Annotated in this window: 16 protein-coding genes; 13 read left to right on the top strand and 3 right to left on the bottom strand. The window is 66.3% G+C overall.

The window, feature by feature from the left end; translation table 11 throughout:
* The first annotated feature begins 214 nt into the window (after nt 1-214).
* Nucleotides 215-1879 carry a rhombosortase-dependent MprA family serine protease gene (locus tag ABIC76_RS13900; RefSeq protein ID WP_354534330.1) on the top strand — a complete coding sequence of 555 codons (1665 nt, stop codon included), beginning with the start codon at nt 215-217 and terminating at the stop codon, nt 1877-1879.
* Between the two features lie 225 nt (nt 1880-2104).
* Nucleotides 2105-4153, top strand: a complete 2049-nt coding sequence (locus ABIC76_RS13895; RefSeq protein ID WP_354534329.1) for a rhombosortase-dependent MprA family serine protease — start codon at nt 2105-2107, stop codon at nt 4151-4153.
* Nucleotides 4154-4244: 91 nt separating this feature from the next.
* On the opposite strand, the gene rrtA is transcribed toward ABIC76_RS13895, so the two are convergent.
* Both rrtA and glnE read right to left on the bottom strand, forming a co-directional pair.
* Nucleotides 4245-4865, bottom strand: coding sequence for a rhombosortase (gene rrtA / locus ABIC76_RS13890; RefSeq protein WP_354534328.1), 621 nt, complete (start codon nt 4863-4865; stop codon nt 4245-4247).
* A complete protein-coding gene (gene glnE / locus ABIC76_RS13885; protein ID WP_354534327.1) occupies nt 4862-7705 on the bottom strand; it encodes a bifunctional [glutamate--ammonia ligase]-adenylyl-L-tyrosine phosphorylase/[glutamate--ammonia-ligase] adenylyltransferase in 2844 nt (947 codons plus the stop codon). The genes rrtA and glnE overlap by 4 nt, the downstream gene beginning before the upstream one ends.
* Nucleotides 7706-7881: 176 nt before the next feature.
* On the opposite strand from glnE, the gene ABIC76_RS13880 reads away from it, so the two are divergent.
* From ABIC76_RS13880 to ABIC76_RS13860, 5 genes are all read left to right on the top strand, one after another.
* A complete protein-coding gene (locus ABIC76_RS13880; RefSeq protein ID WP_354534326.1) occupies nt 7882-12171 on the top strand; it encodes a YhdP family protein in 4290 nt (1429 codons plus the stop codon).
* A gap of 5 nt (nt 12172-12176) precedes the next feature.
* Nucleotides 12177-13046 (top strand): carbon-nitrogen hydrolase family protein, encoded by an 870-nt coding sequence (locus ABIC76_RS13875; protein ID WP_354534325.1) that lies wholly within the window; start codon nt 12177-12179, stop codon nt 13044-13046.
* A 30-nt stretch (nt 13047-13076) separates the two neighbouring features.
* Nucleotides 13077-14540, top strand: coding sequence for a metalloprotease TldD (gene tldD / locus ABIC76_RS13870; RefSeq protein WP_024974813.1), 1464 nt, complete (start codon nt 13077-13079; stop codon nt 14538-14540).
* Nucleotides 14541-14930: 390 nt separating this feature from the next.
* On the top strand, nt 14931-16010 hold the full coding sequence (gene aroG, locus ABIC76_RS13865) for a 3-deoxy-7-phosphoheptulonate synthase AroG (RefSeq protein ID WP_354534324.1): 1080 nt from the start codon (nt 14931-14933) through the stop codon (nt 16008-16010).
* A 169-nt stretch (nt 16011-16179) separates the two neighbouring features.
* Nucleotides 16180-17082, top strand: coding sequence for a mechanosensitive ion channel family protein (locus ABIC76_RS13860; RefSeq protein WP_102066753.1), 903 nt, complete (start codon nt 16180-16182; stop codon nt 17080-17082).
* 78 nt (nt 17083-17160) lie between these two features.
* On the opposite strand, the gene ABIC76_RS13855 is transcribed toward ABIC76_RS13860, so the two are convergent.
* Nucleotides 17161-17718, bottom strand: coding sequence for a cob(I)yrinic acid a,c-diamide adenosyltransferase (locus ABIC76_RS13855; protein WP_354534323.1), 558 nt, complete (start codon nt 17716-17718; stop codon nt 17161-17163).
* 121 nt (nt 17719-17839) lie between these two features.
* Here ABIC76_RS13855 and ABIC76_RS13850 point away from each other — a divergent pair, with 121 nt between their 5' ends.
* The 6 genes from ABIC76_RS13850 to glcF all read left to right on the top strand — a co-directional run bounded on the left by ABIC76_RS13850 (nt 17840) and on the right by glcF (nt 25516).
* A complete protein-coding gene (locus ABIC76_RS13850) occupies nt 17840-19258 on the top strand; it encodes an FAD-binding oxidoreductase (protein WP_354534322.1) in 1419 nt (472 codons plus the stop codon).
* A complete protein-coding gene (locus tag ABIC76_RS13845; protein ID WP_045787641.1) occupies nt 19258-20148 on the top strand; it encodes a LysR substrate-binding domain-containing protein in 891 nt (296 codons plus the stop codon). Before ABIC76_RS13850 ends, ABIC76_RS13845 begins: the two co-directional genes overlap by 1 nt.
* A gap of 491 nt (nt 20149-20639) precedes the next feature.
* Nucleotides 20640-22139 (top strand): FAD-linked oxidase C-terminal domain-containing protein, encoded by a 1500-nt coding sequence (locus ABIC76_RS13840; protein ID WP_354534321.1) that lies wholly within the window; start codon nt 20640-20642, stop codon nt 22137-22139.
* 11 nt (nt 22140-22150) lie between these two features.
* A complete protein-coding gene (locus tag ABIC76_RS13835) occupies nt 22151-23089 on the top strand; it encodes an ion transporter (protein WP_354534320.1) in 939 nt (312 codons plus the stop codon).
* A 22-nt stretch (nt 23090-23111) separates the two neighbouring features.
* A complete protein-coding gene (gene glcE, locus ABIC76_RS13830) occupies nt 23112-24245 on the top strand; it encodes a glycolate oxidase subunit GlcE (RefSeq protein WP_354534319.1) in 1134 nt (377 codons plus the stop codon).
* Nucleotides 24246-24271: 26 nt separating this feature from the next.
* Nucleotides 24272-25516 (top strand): glycolate oxidase subunit GlcF, encoded by a 1245-nt coding sequence (gene glcF, locus ABIC76_RS13825; protein WP_354534318.1) that lies wholly within the window; start codon nt 24272-24274, stop codon nt 25514-25516.
* The last annotated feature ends 39 nt before the right edge of the window (nt 25517-25555 follow it).

The following is a 25555-nucleotide window of genomic DNA, read 5'->3' as shown; positions in this document are numbered from 1 at the left end:
CGCCCGATTTCCGGTTGTTCGTCGCAGCCGGGTCCGTATTCTGCTGCGATGGCGGCGCACTGGCAGGCCCATTCCCCGCGCAAACGTCATCGCCCTTCGCCACCACACCAAGCGGACGAGTCGCGTGCTACCTTTGTTTTTGTGTAACGGTCTGTCAACGACCACATCCTGACGACGTTTCTCATCACAACGAGACACCACGGAGCCCGCGCTGATGACCCCCTCCCTCTTCCGGTTGAAGTCTTGGCGCCGCGCAGGCGCCAGCCTTGCCTGTCTTGCCTGGATGGTGGGCGGCCAAGTCGCCACAGCGGCCGCAGCAGCCACGCCGCAACCGCAGTACACCGGTGACCTGATCATCAAATGGCGCGACGACACGAGCGGCACGCGCAAGACGCTCTCGGCCAGCGAGGCAAGCAACCGCTTGCTGTCGGTGGCGCAAGCGGCGGGCAGCACGCTGCAGGTCAAGCGCACGCTGGCGACGAACGCGCAGCTCATGCACACCGGCCTGACCGATGCCGCCAGCATCCAGGCCACCGTCAACAAGATCGCGCAGGACGCCCGCGTGGCCTACGTGGTGCCTGACCGCATCCTGCGGCCCAACACCGTTCCGAACGACCCGCTGTTCGCCACGCAAAACAACCTCGCCGCGCCGGCGCTGGTGCCGGGCGGCATCAACGCGGCAGCGGCTTGGAACATCACGCAGGGCTCGACGGGCATCGTGGTAGCGGTGGTCGATACCGGCTACACGGATCACCCCGACCTGTCGAGCAAGATCCTGCCGGGCTACAACTTCATTTCGGATCCGGCGCGCGCGGGCAACTCTTTCGGCCGGGGAACGGATGCGCATGACCTTGGCGACGGCGTGACCAGCACGCAATGGCAGAACATTCCAGGCTGCACCAGCAACGACGTCGGCAACAGCAGCTGGCACGGCACCGAGGTCAGCAGCGTGCTCGCCGCCCAGACAAACAACGGGCTCTATATCGCCGGGGTAGGCTGGAACACGCCGATCGTGCCAGTGCGCGTGTCGGGCAAATGCGGCGCGCTGCTGTCGGACACGGTCGACGGCATGTTGTGGGCGGGCGGCATCAACGTGTCTGGCGTGCCGGCCAACGCCAACCCGGCGCGGGTGGTCAACGTGAGCCTGGGCAGCACCACGCAGTGCTCTGCGGCAGAACAGGATGCGGTGAACCAGTTGGCCGCACGCGGCGCCATCGTGGTGGCCGCCGCCGGCAATGAAGCCGCGCAGACCGTTGACGCACCGGCCAATTGCACGGGCGCGATCGCTGTCACCGCGCACGTCGACAGCGGCGAGAACGCCAGCTACGCGAACGTGGGGCCGCAGGTGGCGTTGTCCGCGCCCGGCGGTGGCTGCGGCAACTCAAAGGTCGTCACAGGTACTAATCCGGCGACTTGCTCGGAGCCAGTTTCAATCATCCAGGCCGACTCCAACGACGGTACGCAGAGCGTTGGCAACCCCACGGTCAAGTCGGTCGCTGGGACAAGTTTCTCGACGCCGGAAACAGCCGGCACCATCGCGCTGATGTTGAGCGTGCAGCCACAGTTGTCGAACGCGCAGGTGCTCGCCGGGCTGAAGCAGACTGCGCGACCGCATCCGGGCGGCACGTTTTGCGCTGTGAACACAGGCGTCTGTGGCGCGGGCCTGCTGGACGCCGCCGGGGCCGTCAGCTATGCGCAGAACACGGCGCCGGCAGGCGCGGGCAGCGGCACCTCGGGGTCGACCGGCTCCACTGGGTCGTCCGGCGGTACCAGCAGCAGCGGCGGTGGCGGAGGTGGTGGGGCCGTGCCGCTGATTGGGGCTGCCCTGCTGTTGGCGGTTGGGCTGGCCAGCCGCAAACGACGTCCGCTTTCGCGTTGAGACCGTCATCCGGTGCACGAAACCGCCTCCCTGCGAGGCGGTTTTTTTATGGCTCAACGCAAACGTGCGTGGCCTTTCAGCGGGCGTTGCCCGGTCCATAGCTGCCCAGGCTCGCGATACTAGGGTTTCTACTTAAACCTAACGAACATTCGCGACATGGAAATCCTTTAGGAAAATGCCTCGGCAAATTTCGCAATCCTCACAAAAACAATCGAGGCGATTCGCATGAAGACAGGGGTCTCAGGGGGTGTGGCTCGCGCGCTGGTGGCGCTCGGGCTGTTGTCGTATCACGCAATGCCGGCGCTGGCAGTGGGCAAAACCACCACGCCGGCACCGCAGTTGCAATGGGTGACGCAGCTCATCGTTAAAGAGAAAAACAGCGGCCTGAAGACGCAATCGGTTGCGCCGGGAACGCCCATTGCGCGCGCTGACGTTGCGGCGGTGCAACGTTGGTCGGTCGCAGCACAACTGCCGGTGATGTACAAGCGCGCCATGTCAGGCGGTGCCCACGTGGTCACCCTGCCTAACGGGATGTCGCTGGCCGATGCACAAACGGTTGCGCAGCGGATGGAAGCCAGTGGCCAGTTCGAGTATGTGTCGCCCGACCGCATCATGCGGCCGACCTCCGTGCCGAACGATCCGAAATTCACTCAGCAGTGGAGCCTGTGGCCGAGCACCGTGGTCGCCAACGGCCCCTCGACCCCATCTGCAGGTGGCGCCAATATCACCACCGCTTGGGATAGCACCAAGGGCGCACCCTCGGTCAATGTGGCTGTCATCGACACGGGCCTGCTGACCAATCACGAGGATTTCGTGGGCGCGAATATCCGCCCGGGTTACGACTTCATCAGCAGCGACGCGTACCACGGCACACCCGACCCCGCCACCAACAAAACGGTGCCGTTGGGCTTCGTCGAAAACGACCCGCTGGACACACCCGCCGGCCGCGACACTAACCCGTCTGATCCGGGTGACTGGGTGTCGGCACAAGACACCACCAACTACCCCAGCTACTGCGGTACCGCAGGGACTCACAGCGACAGTAGTTGGCACGGCACCTTCGTCACGGGCCAGATCGTCGCGCAGCACAACTCGGTCGGCATCGCGGGCATTGCGCCCAACGTGACGATCCAGATGGCTCGCGCACTGGGCAAATGCGGCGGCACCACATCGGACATCCTCGACGCTCTGGCCTGGGTCACTGGCGCCAGCGGCGTCCCCGGTGCCGGCGGCACGGCCTTGACCGCAAATTCGCCGATGGCGCAGGTGGTCAACATGAGCCTGGGCGGCGCGGGCGCGTGCTCCTCGGCGGAACAGGCGGTCATTACCGCCGCCCGCAACCGAGGCGCCACCATCGTGGTGGCAACCGGCAACGACGGCGCACCGTTCATTGGCTCACCAGCCAACTGCAACGGCGTGATTGCCGTGACAGCCCACACGATCGATGGCGACAACGCGTTCTACGCCAACGTCGGTACCGGTACAACGATCAGCGCACCGGGCGGCGGCCCGGGTCAGGTCGTCACAGGCACAGGTGACAAGATCGTCTCGCTGTCCAACGCCAGCTTGACCACCCCGGACACCGGCACCAGCTACTACACCACCGAGATGGGCACCTCGATGGCGACGCCGCACGTGGCCGGGGTTGCGGCCCTGTTGCTGTCCCACAAGCCAACGCTGAGCGTGGACGACATCAAGGCGATCCTGACGCAATCGGCACGTGCCTTCCCGGCCGGTACGTTCTGCGCGCAGAACCCGGGCGCTTGCGGAGCCGGCATGCTGGATGCCGGCGCGGCCATCGCGCTGTCGGTCGGCACGCCGACGGTCACCGTGTCGAGTTCGGCGAGCACGGTTGTAGCCAACAACGCAGTCACGCTGACGGCCGTGGTCGGCGCGGGTTTTGGTAACACGCTGTCTGGCGGTGGCGTCCAGTGGGCACAGACTGCCGGCCCCGGTGTGACCCCCACTACCGCTGGACCGGACAGCAACGGCAACGTCACCGCCACCTTCACCCCCAGCGCCGCCGGCACCTACAGCTTCACGGTTACGGTCACGAATAACTTGGGCGGCACGGCCTCGGCATCGACTTCCGTCACAGTGACGGCGCCGCCGACGACCACGCCCGGCACCGGCACGGGCACGCTGCCCTTCAGTGGCGGCACCAGCGGAACGGGCTCGCTGAACCAGAGCGGTGGCGGTGGCGCCCTCCCCCTGGAGCTGGCGGCCCTGCTATTCATCAGCGGTGCACTGACCTTCCGCCGTCGCAAGAGCTGATCGAGCCATCTCGCGATCGTCTCAACGCAAAACGGACACGCTGGCCCGCCAGCATGTCCGTTTTTTTTATCAGCACGTGACTCTCTGCCGATCAGCGCGGCGCCTGCCTGCTTCCTTGCGCACGCCACTCTCCAAGCACCCAGATCAGCAATCCGCTCGCCGCGCCAAAGGCATGCGCAATGCGTACCACGCCAAACCCCCAGTGCGGGTCATAGGCGATGGGCGACAGCCACGATTGCTCGAGCCACACCTTCACCAGCACGCCCACGCACAGCGCCACGCCAATCCAGCGCGAGAAGCGATCCTCGGCATCGCTCACAGACGGCTTCAGCAGCCGCAGCCCGCCCCATGCCGCCAGGCCATGGAGCGCGCCGGACAGCCCGCCGTACCACTGCACCGCCGGCTGACTGAGCAGCGCCACCTGCACGAGCACCCCACACACCACCAGCGCTCCAACAATGACCTGCGGCCGCACCACGCGCGCGAGCAGCAAGATGAGCCCTGCCGCTGCCATTGCATCGGCCAGCCAATGCCACGCATCCAGATGCACCCACATGGCGGTCACGATGCGCCACCATTGCCCTGCGCGCACCGCATCGCGTTGATACATCCCGACCGCGTACAGCCACGGCACGAACGAGAAAGCGGCCGCCAGCGCAGCCACACCCACGCACACGCTCCACGTGTACAACGTGTGCCGCTGTGCCGTCATTGCTCGGGCCCGAACACCTGCGTCCAGAGCGCACGCACGTGGGCGGCCTCGTGCGCGCAGGTATCAACCGGAACGCGCGCGGCCGAGTGTCCATCGAGCCGCAACTTGTGCTGGCGGGCGCGGAAATCACGGTAGGCATCGGCGACCTGCACGGCCGCCGTCGCATCGATCAGGCCCAACTCGCCGGCCATGTGCAGCAGTGCGATGTTGCCCTTGTTGCGGGTCAGCTCGGCGTGCGCGGCGCTATGCAAAAGCACCAGGAATTGCACGGTGAATTCGATATCGACCATGCCGCCGCGGTCGTGCTTGAGATCAAACAGCCCCGTCGGATTCGCATGGCCCTCCGCCACGCGCTCGCGCATCGCCACGATCTCGTCGCGCAGCGGGCCGCGTTCGCGCTGCTGGCGCAACACGGCCGTACGCAGCGCCTCGAAGCGCTCGCCGATTTCCGCATCGCCCGCACAGAAGCGTGCCCGCGTGAGCGCCTGGTGCTCCCACACCCACGCGGCGTTGTCGCCTTCGCGCATCTGATAGCGGCGGAAGGCCTCGAAGTGCGTGACCATCAGACCTGCCGCACCGTTCGGCCGCAAGCGCGTATCAACGTCGAACAGCGTGCCGGCGGCGGTATGGCTGGTCAGCCAGGTAATGAGCTTGCGTGCGAATGACGCGTACACGTCCGGCGCGCGCTCGTCATCGTCGTCGTAGAGGAAGATGATGTCGAGGTCCGACGCATAGCCGAGTTCCTTGCCGCCCAGCCGCCCGTAGGCAACCACGGCAAAGCGCGGCACCTCCCGGTGGCGCGTGGCGACCTGCTTCCAGACCGTTTCCAGCGTGAGGTCCAGCATGGCGTCGGCCAGGTCCGAAAGCCGGTCGCTGATGTGCTCGACGCTCAGCATGCCCTGCAGATCTTGCAGCAGCACGCGGAAGGTTTCCGCATGGTGCTCCTGACGCAGGATGTCCATCTGCATCTCGACATGGTCGGACGCGGCTTCCAGGCGTTCGCGCACGCGCGCCCTGAACGCCGGCCAGTCAGGCTCGGCTGACAGCGCCTCCACGTCGAGCAGTTCGTCGAGCAGTTGCGGATGGCGCGTGAGGTAGTCCGCCGCCCAGCGCGATGCATGCAGCGTGTGGGCCACGCGCTCCATGGCCTGCGGGTATTCGCTCAGCAGCGACAGATACGACGAACGCCGGCTGATGGCATCAAAGAAATCGAGAAAGCGCGCGATGGTGACATCGGCATCGGTCTGCCGCGAAGCCTGGTCCAGCGCGCGGTTGATCAGCAAGTCGAAACGCTGGCGGCTGACTTCGGACAACGCGCGGTAACGCGGCGAATTGCGCGTCGCACGCAGCCGCTCCAGCACGCTCTCCGGATTTGCATAGCCGAGTTCGGCGAGTTGTGCGCGCGCGGTTTCCGTGTGCTCGTCGTCGAGCAGGTCGGCGTGCCAGACGGCGGCGCACGGCGGCTGGCTGTCCTGCTTGTCGGAGAAGGTCTGCTCGAAATGGTGGGCGACTTCGTCCTGATACGCCTCGAGCCTGGTGACGAGCGCCGCGTAATCGTCAAAACCCATCATGCGCGCCACGCGCAGCTGATCTTCGGGCGAGCCCGGCAGGTTGTGCGTCTGCGCATCTTCGATGTACTGCAGGCGATGTTCCAGCTGGCGCAGGAAGCAGTAGGCCTCCGTCAGGCGCGCCACGGCTTCGGCGTCGATCAGGCCGCGCTCGGACGCCGCCCGAAGCACCTCCAGCGTGGGCCGCACGCGCAGGCCGAAGTCCTGCCCGCCGCGAATGAGCTGAAACACCTGCGCCACGAATTCGATCTCGCGAATGCCGCCGCGCCCGAGCTTGATGTTGGGCGAGCGCGCCTGCAGGTGGCCCTCGCCGTCGCGCTGCTGGTTGGCACCGTTGCTGCGCTTGGCCGCTTCGCTGCGGATCTGCGCATGCAGCGCGCGAATGGCCGAGATCACGCCGTAATCCAGATAGCGCCGGAACACGAACGGCCCCGTCACGCGCTCCAACTGCTGAATCACGCGGCCGGCATACGGGCTGGTCGGGTCGGTGATGACGCGGCCCTTGATCCAGGCGTAGCGCTCCCACTCCCGGCCCTGCACGACGAAGTACTCCTCCAGCATGCCCAGGCTGCAGGCGAGCGGCCCCGCATCGCCGTTTGGGCGCAGGCGCATGTCGACGCGGAAGACGTAGCCGTCCTCCGTCACATCGGCCAGCGCGTTGATCAGCCGCCGGCCAAGCTTCGTGAAATATTCATGATTGGAGAGCGGGCGCGGGCCACCCTGGGTGTCGCCGTCGTCGTCGTAGAGAAAGATCAGGTCGATATCGGACGAGACGTTCAACTCGCGCCCGCCCAGCTTGCCCATGCCGACCACCACCAGTTCCTGCACCTCGCCGGTGGATTGCCCGATCGGCTGGCCGTGCAGTGCGCTCAGCTCCTGGCCGATCACGGAAATGGCTGTGCGCACGGCAAATTCGGCCAGGTCGGTCATCGTGCCCGTAACCTCATCGAGCGTCGCGGCACCGGACAAATCGCGCTCAACCAGTGCGCCGAACACTTCATTGCGCAGCAGGCGCAACGCCCGCTTGAGCGCGACCTCGACCTCCACGGCCTTCGTGTCGAACAGCTCGGCAAAGCGCGCCGACAGCCACGCCGCGTCAACCGGACGGTCGGCGCTGGCCTGCACGCGCTCGGCCCAACCTTGGCGCGCTTGCGCCTGGCGCTGGAGGTAGCGGGAATACGCCAGCGCGAAGGGCAGCGCAGGCGCAGGCGTCTCAGGCCGGCGGGCCGGGGCTTTCAGAAAGGGCTGGGCGGACAAGGCGGAATCGGTCATGCGAACCCATCGGGCATTGGCGGAAGCATCCATTCTCGCTGAAATGCATGCAAAGCCGGCGAGCGGTCTCCGGCGTCGCGGGCATCGGGCGTGCTTGCCCGTGCTTGCCGCTCAGCAAGCGCGGCGCCCGGCCTCCAAATGTGGCGCCGCCTCCTGAATATCGGATAATCCGCATCATGCCCCGCCCGTCCCAGCCCCCAGAATCGCCGAAGTCCGATGGTGGACACGCCAGCACCCTGTCCACACGCGGGGTGAGCCGGCCCTCGGCCTGGGCGCGGTCGGTCCGGCTCGTCAGCCGTATCGGCGCCGCCATCGGAGCCGTTTTCCGCGCCCCGATCTGGCGCAAGCTGTGGCGCGTGCTGTGGAAGACTGCGGCGGTGCTGGCCATTCTGGCCGTCGTGGGCATGCTGGCAGTGCGCTTCATTCTGTGGCCGCGCGCGAGCGTGGCACGCGAGTGGATGGAGCGCGAGGCGTCCAGCGCACTGCACGCCAAGGTCGAAATCGGCTCGCTCGAAACCTACTGGGAAGGCTGGCACCCGGCCTTCCGCGCCCAGCGTATCGACGCGCGCGACACCGCAGGCCGCCGCACCTTCGCGGTACAGGACGTGCAGGCGCGGCTGTCGTGGCGCTCGTTGCTGCGCGTGCAGATCACCTTTGCCGCGCTGCACGCCAGCCAGGCCGACGTGCTGGTACGGCGCGACCCGCAAGGCGCCCTCTCCGTCGCCGGCATGCCGCTCAACCCCGACGCCGGCGGCGACAGCAATTTCCTCGACCAGCTGCTTTCCCAGGGCAACATCGACTTTCAGCAAGGCGAGGTCCGCTGGCTCGACGAACAGCAGAAGCTGCCCGAAGTCGCCCTGGGCAACGTGCGCGTGCAGCTGCGCAGCGGACCGACGCGCCACCGGCTGGAGGCCAGCGGCACATCGCCCACGCTGTTCAGCGGCCCCATCAAGCTGCATGCCGATTTCCGCCACGACCTGCTCGCCCGCCCCGGCGACTGGCACCACTGGCATGGCCAGGCGTCCTGGCAGGTCGATACGCTGCAATTGGCGTCCGTGCAGCGCTACGTGCCCGTGCTGGCCGCGGCCAAAAGCGGCACGCTCACGTCCGATGGTTCGGTGGAGTTTGCGGACGGCGTATTCACGCGCAGCCAGGCACGGCTGACGGGGCAGCAGCTCGATCTGCAGGTCCGCAAGGATCTTGACCCGCTGCAGCTGCGCAGCCTCCAGGCGCTGGCGACCCATCAGCGCAATGCGCGTGGCGAGCACACCTTGCGCGTCGACACGCTGCTCTGGCAACCGCTGAACCTGCCCGCCCAGCCGCCGTCGGTCCCCGAGCTGGCAGGCCCCGGTATCCAGACGCCGGCCAACCCGGCGGGCACGCCGCGCGGCTTGCGCAACGTCACCGTGGGGTGGGCGCTGGATTCGCGCGACGCCCTGCGCAACCTGCAAGTCAAGGCCACGACACTGGATTTGGCCGACCTGCGCAACATCGCCACCGCGCTGCCGCTGCCCAGCGGCGTGCTGGAACCCCTGCGCACAAAGCAACCGTCCGGCCGCATCGACGATCTGGACATCAACTGGCAGCGCGATGTCTCCCGCTGGCGGCCCAATACACCCGCGCCCGTGCACTTCACTGGCCGCGCCACGATGCGCCAGGTGTCGTTCGGCCCTGGCGCGCTGCCTGCAGTGCCGCCGGGCCAGCATCCCGAGCCGGCCGTGCCCGGCGTTGAGAACCTCTCCGGCAACGCCGTCTTCTCCGACGACAAGGGGACGCTGCGCATCGAGTCCAACGACACCGCGCTGCTGCTGCCCGGCACCTTCGCCGATGCCCGCGTGCCGCTGGACCGGCTGCAAGGCACGTTCAGCTGGACGTATCGCAAGCAGGAGCTGGTCGTCACGAGCGACAACCTTGCGTTCTCCAACGACGACCTGTCGGCGCGCATCACGGGCAGCTATCGTCACGCGGCAGACACCAGCCACCTCGGCACCATCGACCTGAAGGGCACGCTGGAACGCGCGAACGTGCCGCGTGTGCCGCGCTATCTGCCGCTGTCGATCGGGCAGCATCTGCGCGACTACCTCGGCGGGGCACTGCAGGCAGGCACGGCCAACAATGTGAATTTCGCGTTGGCGGGCGATCTGCACGACTTTCCGTTCCGTCCGCCGCACAAGGGTGTTTTCCGCGTGGAAGTGCCGATCCAGGATGTGACGTACCAATCGGCGCCGGCCGAAGCCGCGCACATCCCGCCCGGCCAGGCGCCGACGCACCCCGGCGGCTGGCCGGCGTTCACCAACATCGACGGCACAGTGATCTTCGATCGCGCATCGCTCGCGTTCAAGGTGGCGCGCGCCAAGGTGATGGGCGTGAATCTACAGGACGTGAGCGGCAGCCTGCCCGACATGGGCGACCACAGCCCGCTGCTCACCATCGAGGGCCGCGGCGACGGGGCTACGCAAAACTTCCTGCAATACATCGAGGCCAGCCCGATCAGCCAGTGGATCGGCCACTTCACCAAGGACGCGCGCGCCCAGGGCAACGCGACGCTGGCGCTCAAGCTGGACTTGCCGCTGCACGAGATGCACTCGACGCGCGCCCAGGGCAGCGTCACGTTCCTGCGCAATGACGTCACGCTGGTTCCGCAGGCACCGCCGCTTACCGATGTGACCGGCGCGCTGACCTTCACGCAAAAGGGCATCGGTTTCGACAACCTGCGCGCGCGCTTTGCCGGCGGCGAAATCCGCCCCACCGGCGGCACCGCGCCCGACGGCACGATCCGCATCCAGGTGGCGGGCACCGCTTCCGCGCAAGGGTTGCGCGAGACGACGCCGGAAAACAGCCCGGTGGCCGCCGTCGCCCGCTCGCTGGAGGGCAGCGCCCCGTACAGCGCGACCATCAGCGTCAAGCAGCATCGACCGCTCATCCAAGTGCAGTCTGATCTCACGCCAATGACGGTGCGTCTGCCGGCACCGCTCAACAAGGCGGCGGGGCAGCCGCTGCCGGTGCGTTTCGAGATGCAGCCACTGGCGTCCAACAACGCTGTCGACGAAATCGTTCTGCAGGTCGGCAACATCGTCAGCGCGCGCTACGAGCAACGCAACACAGGCAACGGCGTCGAGGTGCTGCGCGGCGGCATCGGCGTACGGCAACCGGTGCCGCAGCCGCAGGAAGGCGTGCAGGCGAATCTTGCGCTGGATCAGTTGGACGTCGACGCCTGGCGCCATGCCTTTGCTGCACCCGCCCCTGACAAGAGCGCCTCGCAGATTGCCGCCGAACATGCCGCGAATGCAGCCAATGCGGCCAACGCCTCCAGCAACCACAGCGCGTATCTGCCCAGCCACCTGAATGCCCGCGCACAAACGCTGCGCATCCTGGGCCGCGACTTCAACGCCGTGCGCATCGACGCCACGCGCGATGGCGCCAACTGGCAATCGACCATCGATTCGCGCGAAATTGCCGGCAGCGCGCGCTGGCACGCCGAAAGCGCCGCCGTGCCCTTCGGCGAGCTGACGATGCGCCTGTCGCGCATGAGCATCCCCGACGCCAAGGAAGAGACGGCGCTCACCGAATCGCTGGCCAGCAGCTCGCAGGAAATTCCCTCGCTCGACCTCGTCGCCGACAAGTTCGACCTGCGCGGCAAGGCGCTCGGCAAGCTGGAGATCAAGGCGCGCAGCCAGATCACTGACGGCGCGCCGGTGTGGACGCTCGAAACGCTGAAGATCGAGCAGCCGGCCGCCACGCTCACAGCGCACGGCACGTGGCGCATCCCGCGACGCCTGCGCGGCGGCGGCGATGATCCCGAGCGCCGGACGCTGCTCGACTTCAACCTCGACCTGCGCGACACCGGCGACCTGCTGCAGAAGATGGGCTTCGCCAAGGTCATCGACGGGGCCAAGGGCAAGCTGGAAGGCCGTGTGGTGTGGCGCGGCTCGCCCATGTCGATCGACTACCCGACGCTCAACGGCCGCATGGCGCTGAACCTGGAGCGCGGCCAGTTCCTGCCCGTCGATCCGGGGCTGGCCAAGCTGGCCGGTGTGCTGAGCCTGCAGGGGCTGCTGCATTTCGCCACCGACCTGCGCAGCGCCACCGGGCGCGGCACGCCGTTCGAGAGCGTGGCCGCCACCGGCACCATCGCCAGCGGCATCGCCCACACCGAAGATTTCGCCGTGAAGGGCCCGCAGTTCCAGGTCGCCATGCAGGGCTCGGCCAACATCCTCGATGAAACGCAGGACCTGCGCGTCAAGGTCACGCCCAAGGTGGACGCCACATCGGCCTCGCTGGCGGCGGCGTTCATCAACCCGGCCATCGGGCTGGGCACCCTGGCCGCGCAACTGGTCCTGGGCGATCAGTTGTCGAAGGCCTTCGTCACGCAATACCACGTGACCGGCAGCTGGGCCGATCCGAAGATCGAAAAAGTGGCCTCCAACGGTAATTCGGGCAGCCAATCGCAAACCTCGGCAAAATAGGCGCCATGACCTCGACCACCGTTGCTCCGGCCCCCGTCGCATCCGGTATGGATGCGCCTTTCGATGCACCTTTTCGCGTCGCCGCCATCCAGACCGTGACGGCCATCGACGTGGACGCCAACCTGGCGCGGGCAGACGCCCTGCTCGCCGAGGCCGCCGCCCAAGGTGCGCAACTCGCGCTGCTGCCCGAGTACTTCTGCATGATGGGCCGCAAGGACACCGACAAGGTCGCCATCCGCGAAGGCGACGAAGACGGCCCGATCCAGACCTTTCTCGCCGATGCCGCGCGCCGCCACAAGCTGTGGCTCGTCGGCGGCACGTTGCCGATGTGGTGCGACGACGAACAGCGCGTGCGCAATACGTCGCTCGCATTCAACCCGGCCGGATTGCGGGTCGCACGCTACGACAAGATCCACCTGTTCAACTTCGTGCGCGGTGAAGAGCGCTACGACGAAGCCCGCACCATCGAACCCGGCGCCACGCCGGTCGCATTCGATGCGCCGTGCGGCCGCGTGGGCATGTCGGTGTGCTACGACCTGCGCTTTCCGGAGCTGTACCGGGCGTTGGCGGCACAGGGCAACCTGAACTTGATTCTGATGCCGGCGGCCTTCACCTATGTGACGGGCGCCGCCCACTGGGAAATCCTGCTGCGCGCCCGCGCCATCGAGAACCAGTGTTATGTGCTCGCCGCCGCGCAGGGCGGGCGCCATGAAAACGGCCGCCGCACGTGGGGCCATTCCATGCTGGTCGATCCGTGGGGCGAGATCATCGCCTCCGTGCCCGAGGGCGAAGGCGTCGCCATCGGCGACATGGACCCCGCACGCATCGCACAAGTGCGCCGGGACCTGCCCGCGCTCAAGCACCGCGTGATGTAAGCCAATCGAATTTTTTTACGAGAACCGATCATGAACGCAGGCGACATCGCCATCCAGAATCTGTCCATCGCGCGCCGCGTGCTGCTCGATCCGTACGGCCTTGATGAAGCGCACCTGCAGCGCGCACTAGCCGACATCTTCACGCACCGCGTGAACTACGCCGACCTCTACTTCCAGTACACCCGCAACGAGGCATGGAGCCTGGAAGAAGGCATCGTCAAATCCGGCAGCTTCAGCATCGACCAGGGCGTGGGCGTGCGCGCCGTGTCGGGCGACCGCACGGCGTTCGCGTATTCCGACGACATCAGCCTGCCCGCGCTGATGCAGGCCGCCGGTGCCACGCGCACGATCGGCAAAGCCGGCGCCGGTCGCGTGAAGGTCGCCAGCAGTCTGGCCAGCACCCCGGGCAGCCACTCGCTGTATGCACCGAACGACCCGCTCGATTCGATGACGGCCTCCGAAAAGGTTGCCTTGCTCGAGCGGATCGAAAAGCTCGCCCGCGCCAAAGACCCGCGCGTGGTGCAGGTGATGGCCGGCCTGGCCGGTGAATACGACGTGATGCTCGTTGCGCGCAGCGACGGCGTGATCGCTGCGGACGTGCGCCCGCTCGTGCGCATCTCTGTCACCGTCATTGCCGAGCAGAACGGTCGCCGCGAAATGGGCAGCTCCGGCGGCGGCGGCCGCTATGCCTACGGCTACTTCACCGACGAACTGCTGCGCGAATACGTGGACGAGGCGGTCTCCTCCGCGCTCGTCAACCTGGAAGCCAAGCCGGCACCGGCCGGCACGATGACGGTGGTGCTCGGTCCGGGCTGGCCCGGCGTGCTGCTGCACGAGGCCATCGGTCACGGCCTGGAGGGCGACTTCAACCGCAAGGGCTCGTCGGCGTTTTCCGGCCGCATGGGCGAGCGCGTGGCGGCCAAGGGCGTCACCGTGGTGGATGACGGCACGCTGGCCAACCGCCGCGGCTCGCTCAACCTCGACGACGAGGGCAACCCCACGCAGTGCAACACGCTCATCGAAGACGGCATCCTCACCGGCTACATGCAGGACACGCTCAACGCGCGCCTGATGAAGATGCCCGTGACCGGCAACGCCCGCCGCGAGAGCTACGCCGCCTTGCCGATGCCGCGCATGACCAACACCTACATGCTCGGCGGCGACAAGGACCCGCAAGAGATCATCGCCAGCGTTAAGAAAGGCCTGTATGCGGTCAACTTCGGCGGTGGCCAGGTCGACATCACCAACGGCAAGTTCGTGTTCTCGGCCAGCGAGGCCTACCTGATCGAAGACGGCAAGATCACCGCGCCGGTCAAGGGCGCGACGCTGGTGGGCAGTGGCCCGGAATCGCTCAAGCACGTGACCATGATCGGCAACGACATGCGCCTCGATTCGGGGATCGGCGTGTGCGGCAAGGAAGGTCAGAGCGTGCCGGTGGGTGTCGGTCAGCCGACCCTGCGCATGGAGAACATGACCGTGGGCGGCACCGCCTGATTGCCCTGGAACCGTCGTTTTGACGCCGCAGGCCCGGAAAATCCGCGCTTGCGGCCCTCAAAAAAAGGGTTTATAAAGACGGTTCGATTGGTGCGGCGCAGTAGGTTCAAGCTAACTGAGCGCCACAATTTTTCCTGCATTGCCTCGTTTTCCTCTCATGTCCTTCGCCAAGTTTTTTTACTTTTACTTTTGGCATCTCGCACCGCTGGCGGAAGGAGAGGGGCGCTTGCAGCAAAAATAAAAGCACCCAGCAGATACCGAAAACCGCCAGCGACCCTGGCGGTTTTTTTTTCGCCCTGTCACCTGCCCCACCCCGGCACCGACGCGAAACATGATCCGAACACAGTAGACGTTTCCAATAGAACTCAAGACACATCCCCGGAGCTTTCCATGCCGAAGAACACCGACGATTTGCGCATTCGCGAACTCAAAGAGCTGACGCCGCCGTCGCATCTGATCCGCGAATTCCCGTGCAGCGATACCGTGTCCGACCTGATCTACCAGAGCCGGAACGCGATGCACCGCATCCTGCACGGCATGGACGACCGCCTGATCGTCATCATCGGCCCCTGCTCCATCCACGACACCAAGGCAGCGATGGACTACGCCCGCCGCCTGGTCGAGCAGCGCGAGCGCTTCAAGAACGAGCTGGAAATCGTGATGCGCGTGTACTTCGAGAAGCCTCGCACCACGGTCGGCTGGAAGGGTCTGATCAACGACCCGCACATGGACGGCAGCTTCAAGATCAACGACGGCCTGCGCACCGCGCGCGAACTGCTGATGAACATCAACGAACTGGGCCTGCCGGCCGGCACCGAATACCTCGACGTGATCAGCCCGCAGTACATCGCCGATCTGGTGAGCTGGGGCGCCATCGGCGCGCGCACCACCGAAAGCCAGGTGCACCGCGAGCTGGCGTCCGGCCTGTCGTGCCCGGTCGGTTTCAAGAACGGCACCGACGGCAACGTGAAGATCGCCGTGGACGCCATCAAGGCCGCATCGCAGCCGCACCACTTCCTGTCGGTCACCAAGGGCGGCCACTCGGCCATCGTGTCGACGGCCGGCAACGAGGATTGCCACATCATCCTGCGCGGCGGCAAGGCGCCCAACTATGACGCCGCCAGCGTGCAGGAAGCCTGCGACGCCATCTCCAAGTCGGGCCTGGCCGCGCGCCTGATGATCGACGCCTCGCACGCCAACAGCAGCAAGAAACACGAGAACCAGATTCCGGTGTGCGAAGACATCGGCCGCCAGATGGTTGCCGGCGACAACCGCATCGTCGGGGTGATGGTGGAATCGCACATCAACGCCGGGCGCCAGGACCACGTGCAAGGCACGCCCGTATCCGACCTGGCCTATGGCCAGAGCGTGACCGACGCCTGCATCGGCTGGGACGATTCGGTGAAGGTGCTGGAAACGCTGGCCGACGCCGTGCGCAAGCGCCGTCTCGTACCGGGCAGCGGCAACTAAGACGCCATCAGCGTGATTTGGGAAGGACGCCTGCGGGCGTCCTTTTTCTTTGCGCGCGCATCAACGCGCAGATCTATAACAAATGTGAGCGAAACGTATCAAAGTCACACAAGTGCGTTGTCTTTGACATATCGTAGGTGGGTTCCCCCCTGCTCTTTCGGAGGCACCCATGGCAGACAACCTGGCGGACACCGCCGTCAACACCGCAAGCAAGTACCAGGCAATCGTGGCGCAGTATGCCACCGACGTCGGCATGAAGATCCTCGCCGCCATCGTCTTCTGGGTGGTCGGCCGCTGGCTGATCAACCTGGCCGTGCGCATGGTGGAAGGTTCGCTGAGTCGACAGAAGGTCGATCCGACCGTGCTGCGGTATGTCGGCTCCATCATCACCGTCACGCTGAATGTGCTGCTGGTGATCGGCATCCTCGGCTATTTCGGCATCCAGACGACGACGTTCGCGGCGCTGATTGCTGCAGCCGGTGTGGCGATCGGCATGGCGTGGTCGGGCCTGCTGTCCAACTTTGCGGCGGGCGCGTTCCTGATCGTGCTGCGGCCGTTCAAGGTGGGCGACTTCGTGACGGCCGGTGGCGTGACGGGCACGATCAAGGAGATCGGCCTGTTTGCCACGACCATCAACACGCCGGACAACGTGGTCACGATTGTCGGCAACGGCAAGATCTTCGCCGACACGATCCAGAACTACACCTCCAACCCGTTCCGCCGCGTCGAGCTGAAGGCGCAACTGGCCGGCAGCGCCGATCACCGCGCCGCCATCGCGCTACTCAAGGAAAAGGTGGCCGCCATTCCGAACGTGCTGACCGATCCGGCGGTCGATGTTGAGATTCTCGAGTTCAACCTGGTCGGGCCTGTGCTGGCCGTGCGCCCGTACACGCACAACGACAACTACTGGCAGGTCTATTTCGACACCAACCGCACCATCAAGGAAGCGCTGGCCGAAGCCGGCTTCCCGGCGCCGACGCCATCGCAGGCGCTGACGATCACCACGCCGGGGCAACTGGCGGGGCTGGCCGCCGTGGCGCAAAGCACGACGACGCCGACAAGCGTGAACTAAGTCAGCGCACCGCACAAGCAAACGGCCCGGCGAGGTAACGTCACCTCGCCGGGCCGTTTTGTTTGATGCGGACGGCGATTACGCCGGCTTGTGCTCGTCGCGCCTCCAGAGGACGTCCGTGCCGCCATCTGCGCGATTCAGCACGCGCGCCAGCACGAACAGCAGGTCCGAGAGGCGGTTGACGTATTGGCGCGGCGCCTCGCCAATGGCCTCTGCGCGGCCGAGTGCGACGATGCTGCGCTCCGCGCGGCGCGCAACGGTGCGGCACACATGCGCCTGTGCCGCGGCGCGGCTGCCGCCGGGCAGGATGAATTCGGCCAGCCGCGGAAGATCGGCGTTGTAATCGGCCAGCCATTGGTCGAGCCGCAGCACGTGCGCGGTCGTCACCATCGTGTAGCCCGGAATGCAGAGTTCGCCACCCAGATCGAACAGGTCGTGCTGGATGGCGGTGAGCGCCGCGCGCACGCCGTCGGGCAGCGTTTCCGTCAGCAGCACGCCGATGTGCGAGTTCAACTCGTCGACGTCGCCGATGGCAGCGATGCGCAGGCTGTCCTTGGCCGTGCGGCTGCCGTCGCCAAGGCCAGTGGTGCCGTCGTCGCCGGTGCGGGTGGCGATTTTGGATAGGCGGTTGCCCAAGGTGCGTCTCCTGTTCCTGTATTGGCGCGTTGCAAGCCGCCATTATCGCAAGCGGCGTGCAACCCCGGCGTTAGAATGATCCATTGGCCCGCCGAGAGCCGCACAACATTGCGAGACCCCCATGAACCACCCGATTCCCCATCCCGGATTGGTGCGCAAGCCGATCCCCCCGGTCATGCTCGACGCGCTGCGGGCCCGCTTCGGCGACCGCGTCTCCACCACCGAAGCCGTGCGCGCCCACCACGGCCGCGATGAATCCGCCTACGACCCGATGCTGCCCGACGCCGTCGTCTTCGCGCAGACCACCGAGGAAGTCGCTGCCGTCGCCAAGCTCTGCTTCGAGCACGAAATTCCGCTGATCCCGTATGGCGCCGGCTCGTCGCTCGAAGGCCATCTGCTGGCCGTGGCCGGCGGCGTGAGCCTCGATCTCTCGCAGATGAACCACGTGCTGTCGGTGCACCCGGAAGACCTGACGGTGACGGTCGAACCGGGCGTCACGCGCAAGCAGCTCAATACCGAGATTCGCGATACCGGGTTGTTCTTCCCGATCGATCCGGGCGCGGATGCGTCCATCGGCGGCATGTGTGCGACGCGTGCGTCCGGCACCAACGCCGTGCGCTACGGCACGATGCGCGAAAACGTACTGAACCTGACGGTCGTCACCGCCGACGGCCGCATCGTCAAGACCGCCAACCGTGCACGCAAATCGTCGGCGGGCTACGACCTCACGCGCCTGTTCATCGGCAGCGAGGGGACGCTCGGCATCATCACCGAGATCACGCTGAAGCTGTATCCGCAACCGGAAGCCGTGTCCGCAGCCGTGTGCGCCTTCCCGAGCATGGGCGATGCGGTGTCCGCCGTGATCGACACCATCCAGATGGGCGTGCCGATTGCGCGCGTGGAGTTTGTCGATGCGCTGGCCATCCGGGCGATCAACCAGTACGACAAGCTGACGCTGCCCGAGATGCCGACGCTGTTCTTCGAGTTTCACGGCTCGGAGCATGGCGTGCAGGAACAGGCCGAGACCGTCCAGCAGATCGCCGCTGAACATAAAGGCCAGGGCTTCGAATGGGCCACGCGCCCCGAAGACCGCAGCCGCCTGTGGAACGCCCGCCACAACGCCTACTTTGCGTTCCTGCAGCTCAAGCCAGGCTGCCGCGCCGTCACCACCGACGTGTGCGTGCCGATCTCGCGCCTGGCTGAATGCGTGGTCGAGACCGAGAAGGACCTGCTGGCCAGCGCGCTGCAACTGCCCGCCCCCATCGTCGGCCACGTCGGCGACGGCAACTTCCACGTCGCGCTGCTGATCGATCCGAACAAGCCGGAAGAACTGGAAGAAGCCGAGCGCATCAACCAGCGCATCGTCGCGCGGGCGATTGCCATGGACGGCACCTGCACAGGCGAACATGGCGTGGGCCTGCACAAGATGGACTTCCTCATCGCCGAACACGGCAACGATGCGATCGACCTGATGCGCAGCGTCAAGCTCGCGCTGGACCCGAAGCACATCCTCAACCCCGGCAAGATCTTCCACCTGTAATGGCCTCCGTCTTCAAGCGCGTTCCTCCGCTGCACCTGCTGATTGCCTTTGAAGCGGGCGCACGCCATGCGAGCTTCGCGCGCGCGGCCGAGGAGCTGTCCGTTACGCCCAGCGCGGTCTCGCACCGCATCAAGAACCTCGAAGAGCTGTGGGGCGAAGACCTGTTCGTGCGCACCGGCACGGCATTGCGGCTGACCGCCGCCGGCACGCGCTACCTGCGCAGCGTGCAGGACGCGCTCAAGAGCCTGCATGAGCTGGCTCGCCCGGAATTCAGCAAACAGCGCGCGCGGCTGCGTGTGGCAATCCCGCCCACGTTCGGGCGTCAGCACCTGGTGCCACGCATTCCGGAGTTCAACGCGCTGTATCCGCACATCGACGTGGAGCTGCACCTCGCCATCCCGTTCCTCGACGTGAAGGCCGAAGACACCGACGTCGAAATCCGCTACGGCACCGGCCGCTACCCCGACCTGAAGACCACGCTCCTGCTCAACGAGCCGGTGTTTCCCGCATGCGGGCGCGGCTACTTCGAGCAGATCAGCGGCAGCACCATCACCGAGGCATCGCAACTGCTGAACCTCACGCTGCTGCGCAGCCCGCTGGAGCCGTGGCGCCCGTGGTTCGAGGCAGCGGGGCTGGATGCGCCGGAGCCTGCCACCGGTTCGCTCTTCAACGACATCGGGCTCATGCTGGAAGCCGTCGCCTCCAACCAGGGCGTGGCGCTGGTGCGGCAGGCGATGGCGCGCAACTGGCTGGCCTCGGGGCAGATCGTGCGGCTGCTGGACATCGAATCGACGTCGCCACATGCTTATTACATCGTGCAGCGCGAGCAGGCACCGATGAAGCCCGAGGCGCAGCATTTTGTGGACTGGTTGCTCGGGCTGGATTGGTAAGCGGCCTGCCGTGGGCAGTGGAGGCGCGTCGCCGGGCCTCAAACCACCGGATTCGAAACTTTTAGTATCGACGTTGACGTTCGGAACCTCAGCGTTGATGAAAAAAGCAGCAACGTCGGAGCAAAAAGCGTCATCGGTCGACCCTCTGAGCCTCGAAGTTGGCGTTCTGAACCTCATCGTTGCTGCTTTTTTCATCAACGGCGACTGTATTTGCCTCACGCGTGAGGTATCCGAACCTCGGATTCGAAACTTTTAGTGTGAAGCTCGGTGATCGGAGGTCCATCGTCGACGGTCGGAGGCTCGATCGTGAAGGTCGGACCTCCACCAACGGGCGGCGAACCCTTGCTGCACCGCGATGAACCGCATTGGCCGCCCCGGCGAGCCAAATTCATCGCAGCAAAAGTCCTTAACACGCCGCGCGGCGCGGCGGCCGGGATATAGTGCCTCCCACCCCGGCCACCGCTGGCGGGCAGAACCATGAGAGACACCCCATGAATGCGCCATCGTCGTTGTCCGCCACCGCCCGCGACCTGACCGCCCTGCAGGCCGAGCTGACCGCCGCGCTGTCCCGGATCGTGTCCGACGACGCGTTGCTCTGGGAGCGCGAAGACACCACCCCGTATGAATGCGATGGCCTGGCCGCCTACCGGCAGGTGCCGCTGGCCGTGGTGCTGCCGGATACCGAGGCGCAGGTCGTCGAAATCCTGCGCGTATGCCACCGCCTGGGCGTGCCCGTGGTGCCGCGCGGCGCAGGGACGAGCCTGTCGGGCGGCGCGATGCCCACGCCGGGCGGGCTGGTCCTCTCGCTGGCCAAGTTCAAGCGCATCCTCAAGGTCGACCCCTACACGCGCACGGCGGTGGTCCAGCCGGGCGTGCGCAACCTTGCCATCTCGGAAGCCGCCAACCCGCACGGGCTGTACTACGCGCCCGATCCGTCGTCGCAGATTGCCTGCACCATCGGCGGCAACGTGAATGAAAACTCGGGCGGCGTGCACTGCCTGAAATACGGCCTGACCGTGCACAACGTGCTGCGCGTGCGCGCCGTGATGATGGACGGCGAGGTCGTCGAATTCGGCAGCGAAGCGCCCGACGCCCCCGGCCTCGACCTGCTGGCCACGGTGATCGGCTCCGAAGGCATGCTGGCCGTGGTGACCGAAGTGACCGTGCGCCTGATCCCCAAGCCGCAACTGGCGCAGGTGATCATGGCCAGCTTTGACGATGTGGAATCGGGCGGCAACGCCGTCGCCGACGTGATTGCCGCGGGCATCATCCCGGCCGGGCTGGAGATGATGGACAAGCCCGCCACCGCGGCCGTGGAGGAATTCGTCTGCGCGGGCTACGACCTGGATGCCGCCGCCATCCTGCTGTGCGAATCCGACGGCACGCCCGAAGAAGTGGCCGAAGAAATCGCGCGCATGAGCGAAGTGCTGCGCGCCTCGGGTGCCACGCGGATCCAGGTCTCGCAAAGCGAGGCCGAGCGCCTGAAGTTCTGGAGCGGACGCAAGAATGCCTTCCCGGCAGCCGGGCGCATCTCGCCGGACTACTACTGCATGGACGGCACCATCCCCCGCAAGCACATCGGCACGCTGCTGCGACGCATCCAGCAGATGGAGCAGAAGTACGCCCTGCGCTGCATCAACGTGTTCCACGCCGGCGACGGCAACATGCATCCGCTCATCCTCTTCAACGGCGAAGACCAGGACGAATGGCACCGCGCCGAACTGTTCGGCTCCGACATCCTCGAGACCTGCGTGGAGCTGGGCGGCACCGTGACGGGCGAGCACGGCGTAGGCGTGGAAAAGCTCAGTTCGATGTGCGTGCAGTTCTCGACGGAAGAGCGTGATGCCTTCCTGCGCGTGAAGGCAGCCTTTGACCCGGCGCGTTTGCTGAACCCCGACAAGGCCATCCCGACGCTCGCACGCTGCGCCGAATACGGCAAGCTGCACGTGCGCAACGGCCTGCTGCCGCATCCGGATCTGCCGCGCTTCTGAAGCCCGCAGCCATGAAGAATCCGCCCCGTACCACCCGGAACCGCTGGCACGCCCACAACGCGCGCCTTGGCGAGTATCTCGGCAAGCCCGAGAGCGGTTGGCGCCTGCGTTGGTACACCGTCATCTTCGAAGCCGAGACACGCGCCGGCCGGCTGTTCGACCTGACCCTGCTGGGCGCCATCCTCGCCAGCGTGCTGGTGGTGATGCTCGACAGCCTGCCGAGCGTAAGCGGCCGCGCGGGCACGCTCTTCACGGTGCTCGAGTGGCTCTTCACGCTGCTGTTTACGGCGGAATACGTCATGCGCATCCTGGTGGTGCGCAGGCCCTGGCGCTACGTGCTGAGCTTTTACGGCGTCATCGATTTCATCTCGATCCTGCCGACGTGGCTGGCGATCTTTGTGCCCGAGCTGGCCTATCTGCTCGATGTGCGGCTGCTGCGCCTGCTGCGGATCTTCCGGATCCTGAAGATCACGGTGTACTTTGAAGAAGCGCAGATCCTCCTGCGTGCGCTGCTGAACGCGCGGCACAAGATCTTCGTGTTCCTGGGCACCGTCTTCATCATCACCATCATCCTGGGCACGGTGATGTACGTGGTGGAGGGGCCGCAGCATGGCTTCACCAGCATTCCGGTCAGCATGTACTGGGCGGTCGTCACGCTCACCACCACGGGCTTTGGCGACCTCGTGCCGAAGACCCCGCTGGGCCAGTTCATCACGTCGATGACCATCCTGCTCGGCTACAGCATCATCGCGTTCCCCACCGGCATCATCGGTGCCGAACTCGTGAACACCATGCGCGACGGTTCCTCCTCGACCACGCCACCCACTGCGCCATCGACGCGCGCCTGCACAGGCTGCACGTTCGACCGTCACGACACCGACGCCGCATTCTGCAAGCGCTGCGGCACCAGGCTTCCGCTTCACCCCACCGAGACCGCGCCCAGCCAGTGAGCTGCGCACCCGAAGGTTCGCCATGCCAAGCACGCCAGACACCGCCCTTTCGCCCACGCTCGCACGTTTTCGCGACGCCATCGCCCATGCGGGCGACAGCCATACGCCGCTGACCTTGCGCGGCGGCGGCACGAAGGATTTCTACGGCCGCGCCCCGCAGCCCAACGGCACGGTGCTCGACACACGCGAATGGTCCGGCATCGTCGACTACGACTGCGCTGAACTCGTCGTCACCGCGCGCAGCGGCACGCCGCTCGTCGAAATCGAAGCCGCACTGGCCGAGCACAAACAGATGCTGGCGTTCGAGCCGCCGCACTTTGCTGCGAATGGCCAACAGGCAACCGTGGGCGGTGCGTTTGCATCGGGCCTGTCCGGGCCGCGCCGGCAATCGGTGGGGGCATTGCGCGACTTCGTGCTCGGCGCCGTCGTCATGGATGGCCGCGGCGACCTGCTGAACTTCGGGGGCCAGGTCATGAAGAACGTGGCCGGCTACGACGTTTCGCGCCTGATGGCCGGCGCGCTCGGCACGCTGGGCCTGATCGTGCAGGTGTCGCTCAAGGTGCTGCCGATGCCGTTCTGCGATGCAACGCTGCGCTTTGCCATGGCGCAAGGCGAGGCCATCGATACCCTCAACCGCTGGGGCGGCCAGCCGCTGCCGATTGCGGCGTCTGCGTGGATCGACGGTGCGCTGTGGGTGCGCCTGAGCGGGGCCGATGCGGCGGTGCGTGCGGCCATCGCCAAGCTTGGCGGCGAGCGTGTTGATGACGCAGAAGCGGCGGCGTTCTGGCGCGACCTGCGCGAGCAATCGCATGCGTTCTTCGCGCGCGCCGTGCAAGGCGGCCTGCCGCTGTGGCGCATCGCGCTGCCCCCCGCCACGCCGCCGCTGGCGCTGGGCCATGCGTCCGCTGATGAGCAACTCGTTGAATGGGGCGGCGGCCAGCGCTGGTGGATCGACACCGCCAACACCTCCGCGGATGTCATCCGCGATGCAGCACGCAAGGCCGGCGGCCACGCCACGCTGTTCCGCAACGGCGACCGCGCCAGCGACATCTTCACGCCCGTCGCCGCGCCGTTGATGGCCGTGCACAAACGCCTGAAAGACAGCTTCGACCCGCACGGCATCTTCAACCCGGGCCGTCTGTATTCAGCGTTCTGACTGCCGACTTCTAACGCAAGCCCATCATGCAAATCACGCTCGCGGCGTTCCTGCGCAACACCCCCGACGGCGAAGAAGCCCAAAGCATCGTGCAGAAGTGCGTGCACTGCGGTTTCTGCACCGCCACCTGCCCGACCTACCAACTGCTTGGCGACGAACTGGACGGCCCGCGCGGGCGCATCTACCTGATGAAGCAGGTGCTGGAAGGCCAGCCCGCCGGCGAGGCCACACGCCTGCACCTGGACCGCTGTCTGACCTGCCGCAACTGCGAATCGACCTGCCCGTCCGGCGTGACCTACGGGCGCCTCGTCGAGATCGGCCGCAAGATCGTCGATGACCAGCTCGACGCGAAAGGCGAATCACGCCCGCTCGGCGAACGCGCCGTGCGCTGGGCGCTGCGCGAGGGCCTGACGCGGCCGGCGCTGTTCGGCTCCGCGCTCAAGCTCGGACAAGCCGTGCGGCCGATGCTGCCGCCGGTGCTGCGCAACAAGGTCCCGGCGAAGCAACCCCACGCCGGCGTGCGGCCAAGCACCGCGCACGCACGCAAGATGCTGCTGCTGGAAGGCTGCGTACAACCCGCCATGTCGCCCAACATCAACGCGGCCACTGCACGCGTCTTCGACAAGCTGGGCGTGCAGCTCATCAGCGCAGACCGTGCCGGCTGCTGCGGGGCGATCCGCTATCACATGAACGACCACGCAGGCGGCCTGGGCAACATGCGCGCCAACATCGACGCGTGGTGGCCGCATATCGAGGCCGGCGCCGAGGCCATCGTCATGACGGCCTCCGGCTGCGGCGCGATGGTCAAGGAATACGGCCACCTGCTGCGCGACGACCCGGCCTATGCCGAGCGCGCGGCGCGTGTGTCCGCCATGACGCGCGATCTGTGCGAGGTGCTGCCTGCGTTTTCACAGCAGCTTCTTCAGAAAGCCAAACCGGAAGCGCAACGGCCGCGCGTGGCATGGCACCCGCCCTGCACACTGCAACACGGCCAGCAGATTCGCGGCGCGGTGGAAACACTGCTCGGCTCGCTGGGTGTGGACGTCAAGCTCTGCGCCGACAGCCATCTGTGCTGCGGCTCGGCGGGGACGTATTCGGTGCTGCAACCGGAACTTGCCTACCGCCTGCGCGACGACAAGCTCGCCAAGCTGCAAGCTACGCAGCCCGAGCGCATCGTCACCGCCAACATCGGCTGCGTCACGCATCTGCAAAGCGGCACCGACACGCCGGTCGAACACTGGATCGAGCTGGTCGACCGCATGCTGGCCTGAAACGAACGCAGCCCGGTTCTATACTTGGCGCTTCGTTTT

It is taken from the genome of Ralstonia sp. 1138 (genome assembly GCF_040544795.1).
GTDB lineage: Bacteria > Pseudomonadota > Gammaproteobacteria > Burkholderiales > Burkholderiaceae > Ralstonia > Ralstonia flatus.
The sequence above is the reverse complement of the archived record's forward strand: the minus strand, read 5'-3'. Positions and strand labels throughout refer to the sequence as shown.

Excerpts from the sequence above, each read along its gene's own strand:
- rrtA (WP_354534328.1), bottom strand. The coding sequence starts at position 4,865 with ATGACGGCACAGCGGCACACGTTGTACACGTGGAGCGTGTGCGTGGGT.
- ABIC76_RS13850 (WP_354534322.1), top strand. The coding sequence starts at position 17,840 with ATGAACCACCCGATTCCCCATCCCGGATTGGTGCGCAAGCCGATCCCC.
- ABIC76_RS13895 (WP_354534329.1), top strand. The coding sequence starts at position 2,105 with ATGAAGACAGGGGTCTCAGGGGGTGTGGCTCGCGCGCTGGTGGCGCTC.
- ABIC76_RS13875 (WP_354534325.1), top strand. The coding sequence starts at position 12,177 with ATGACCTCGACCACCGTTGCTCCGGCCCCCGTCGCATCCGGTATGGAT.
- glcE (WP_354534319.1), top strand. The coding sequence starts at position 23,112 with ATGCCAAGCACGCCAGACACCGCCCTTTCGCCCACGCTCGCACGTTTT.
- ABIC76_RS13835 (WP_354534320.1), top strand. The coding sequence starts at position 22,151 with ATGAAGAATCCGCCCCGTACCACCCGGAACCGCTGGCACGCCCACAAC.
- ABIC76_RS13845 (WP_045787641.1), top strand. The coding sequence starts at position 19,258 with ATGGCCTCCGTCTTCAAGCGCGTTCCTCCGCTGCACCTGCTGATTGCC.
- glcF (WP_354534318.1), top strand. The coding sequence starts at position 24,272 with ATGCAAATCACGCTCGCGGCGTTCCTGCGCAACACCCCCGACGGCGAA.
- ABIC76_RS13860 (WP_102066753.1), top strand. The coding sequence starts at position 16,180 with ATGGCAGACAACCTGGCGGACACCGCCGTCAACACCGCAAGCAAGTAC.
- tldD (WP_024974813.1), top strand. The coding sequence starts at position 13,077 with ATGAACGCAGGCGACATCGCCATCCAGAATCTGTCCATCGCGCGCCGC.
- glnE (WP_354534327.1), bottom strand. The coding sequence starts at position 7,705 with ATGACCGATTCCGCCTTGTCCGCCCAGCCCTTTCTGAAAGCCCCGGCC.
- ABIC76_RS13840 (WP_354534321.1), top strand. The coding sequence starts at position 20,640 with ATGAATGCGCCATCGTCGTTGTCCGCCACCGCCCGCGACCTGACCGCC.
- ABIC76_RS13900 (WP_354534330.1), top strand. The coding sequence starts at position 215 with ATGACCCCCTCCCTCTTCCGGTTGAAGTCTTGGCGCCGCGCAGGCGCC.
- ABIC76_RS13880 (WP_354534326.1), top strand. The coding sequence starts at position 7,882 with ATGCCCCGCCCGTCCCAGCCCCCAGAATCGCCGAAGTCCGATGGTGGA.
- aroG (WP_354534324.1), top strand. The coding sequence starts at position 14,931 with ATGCCGAAGAACACCGACGATTTGCGCATTCGCGAACTCAAAGAGCTG.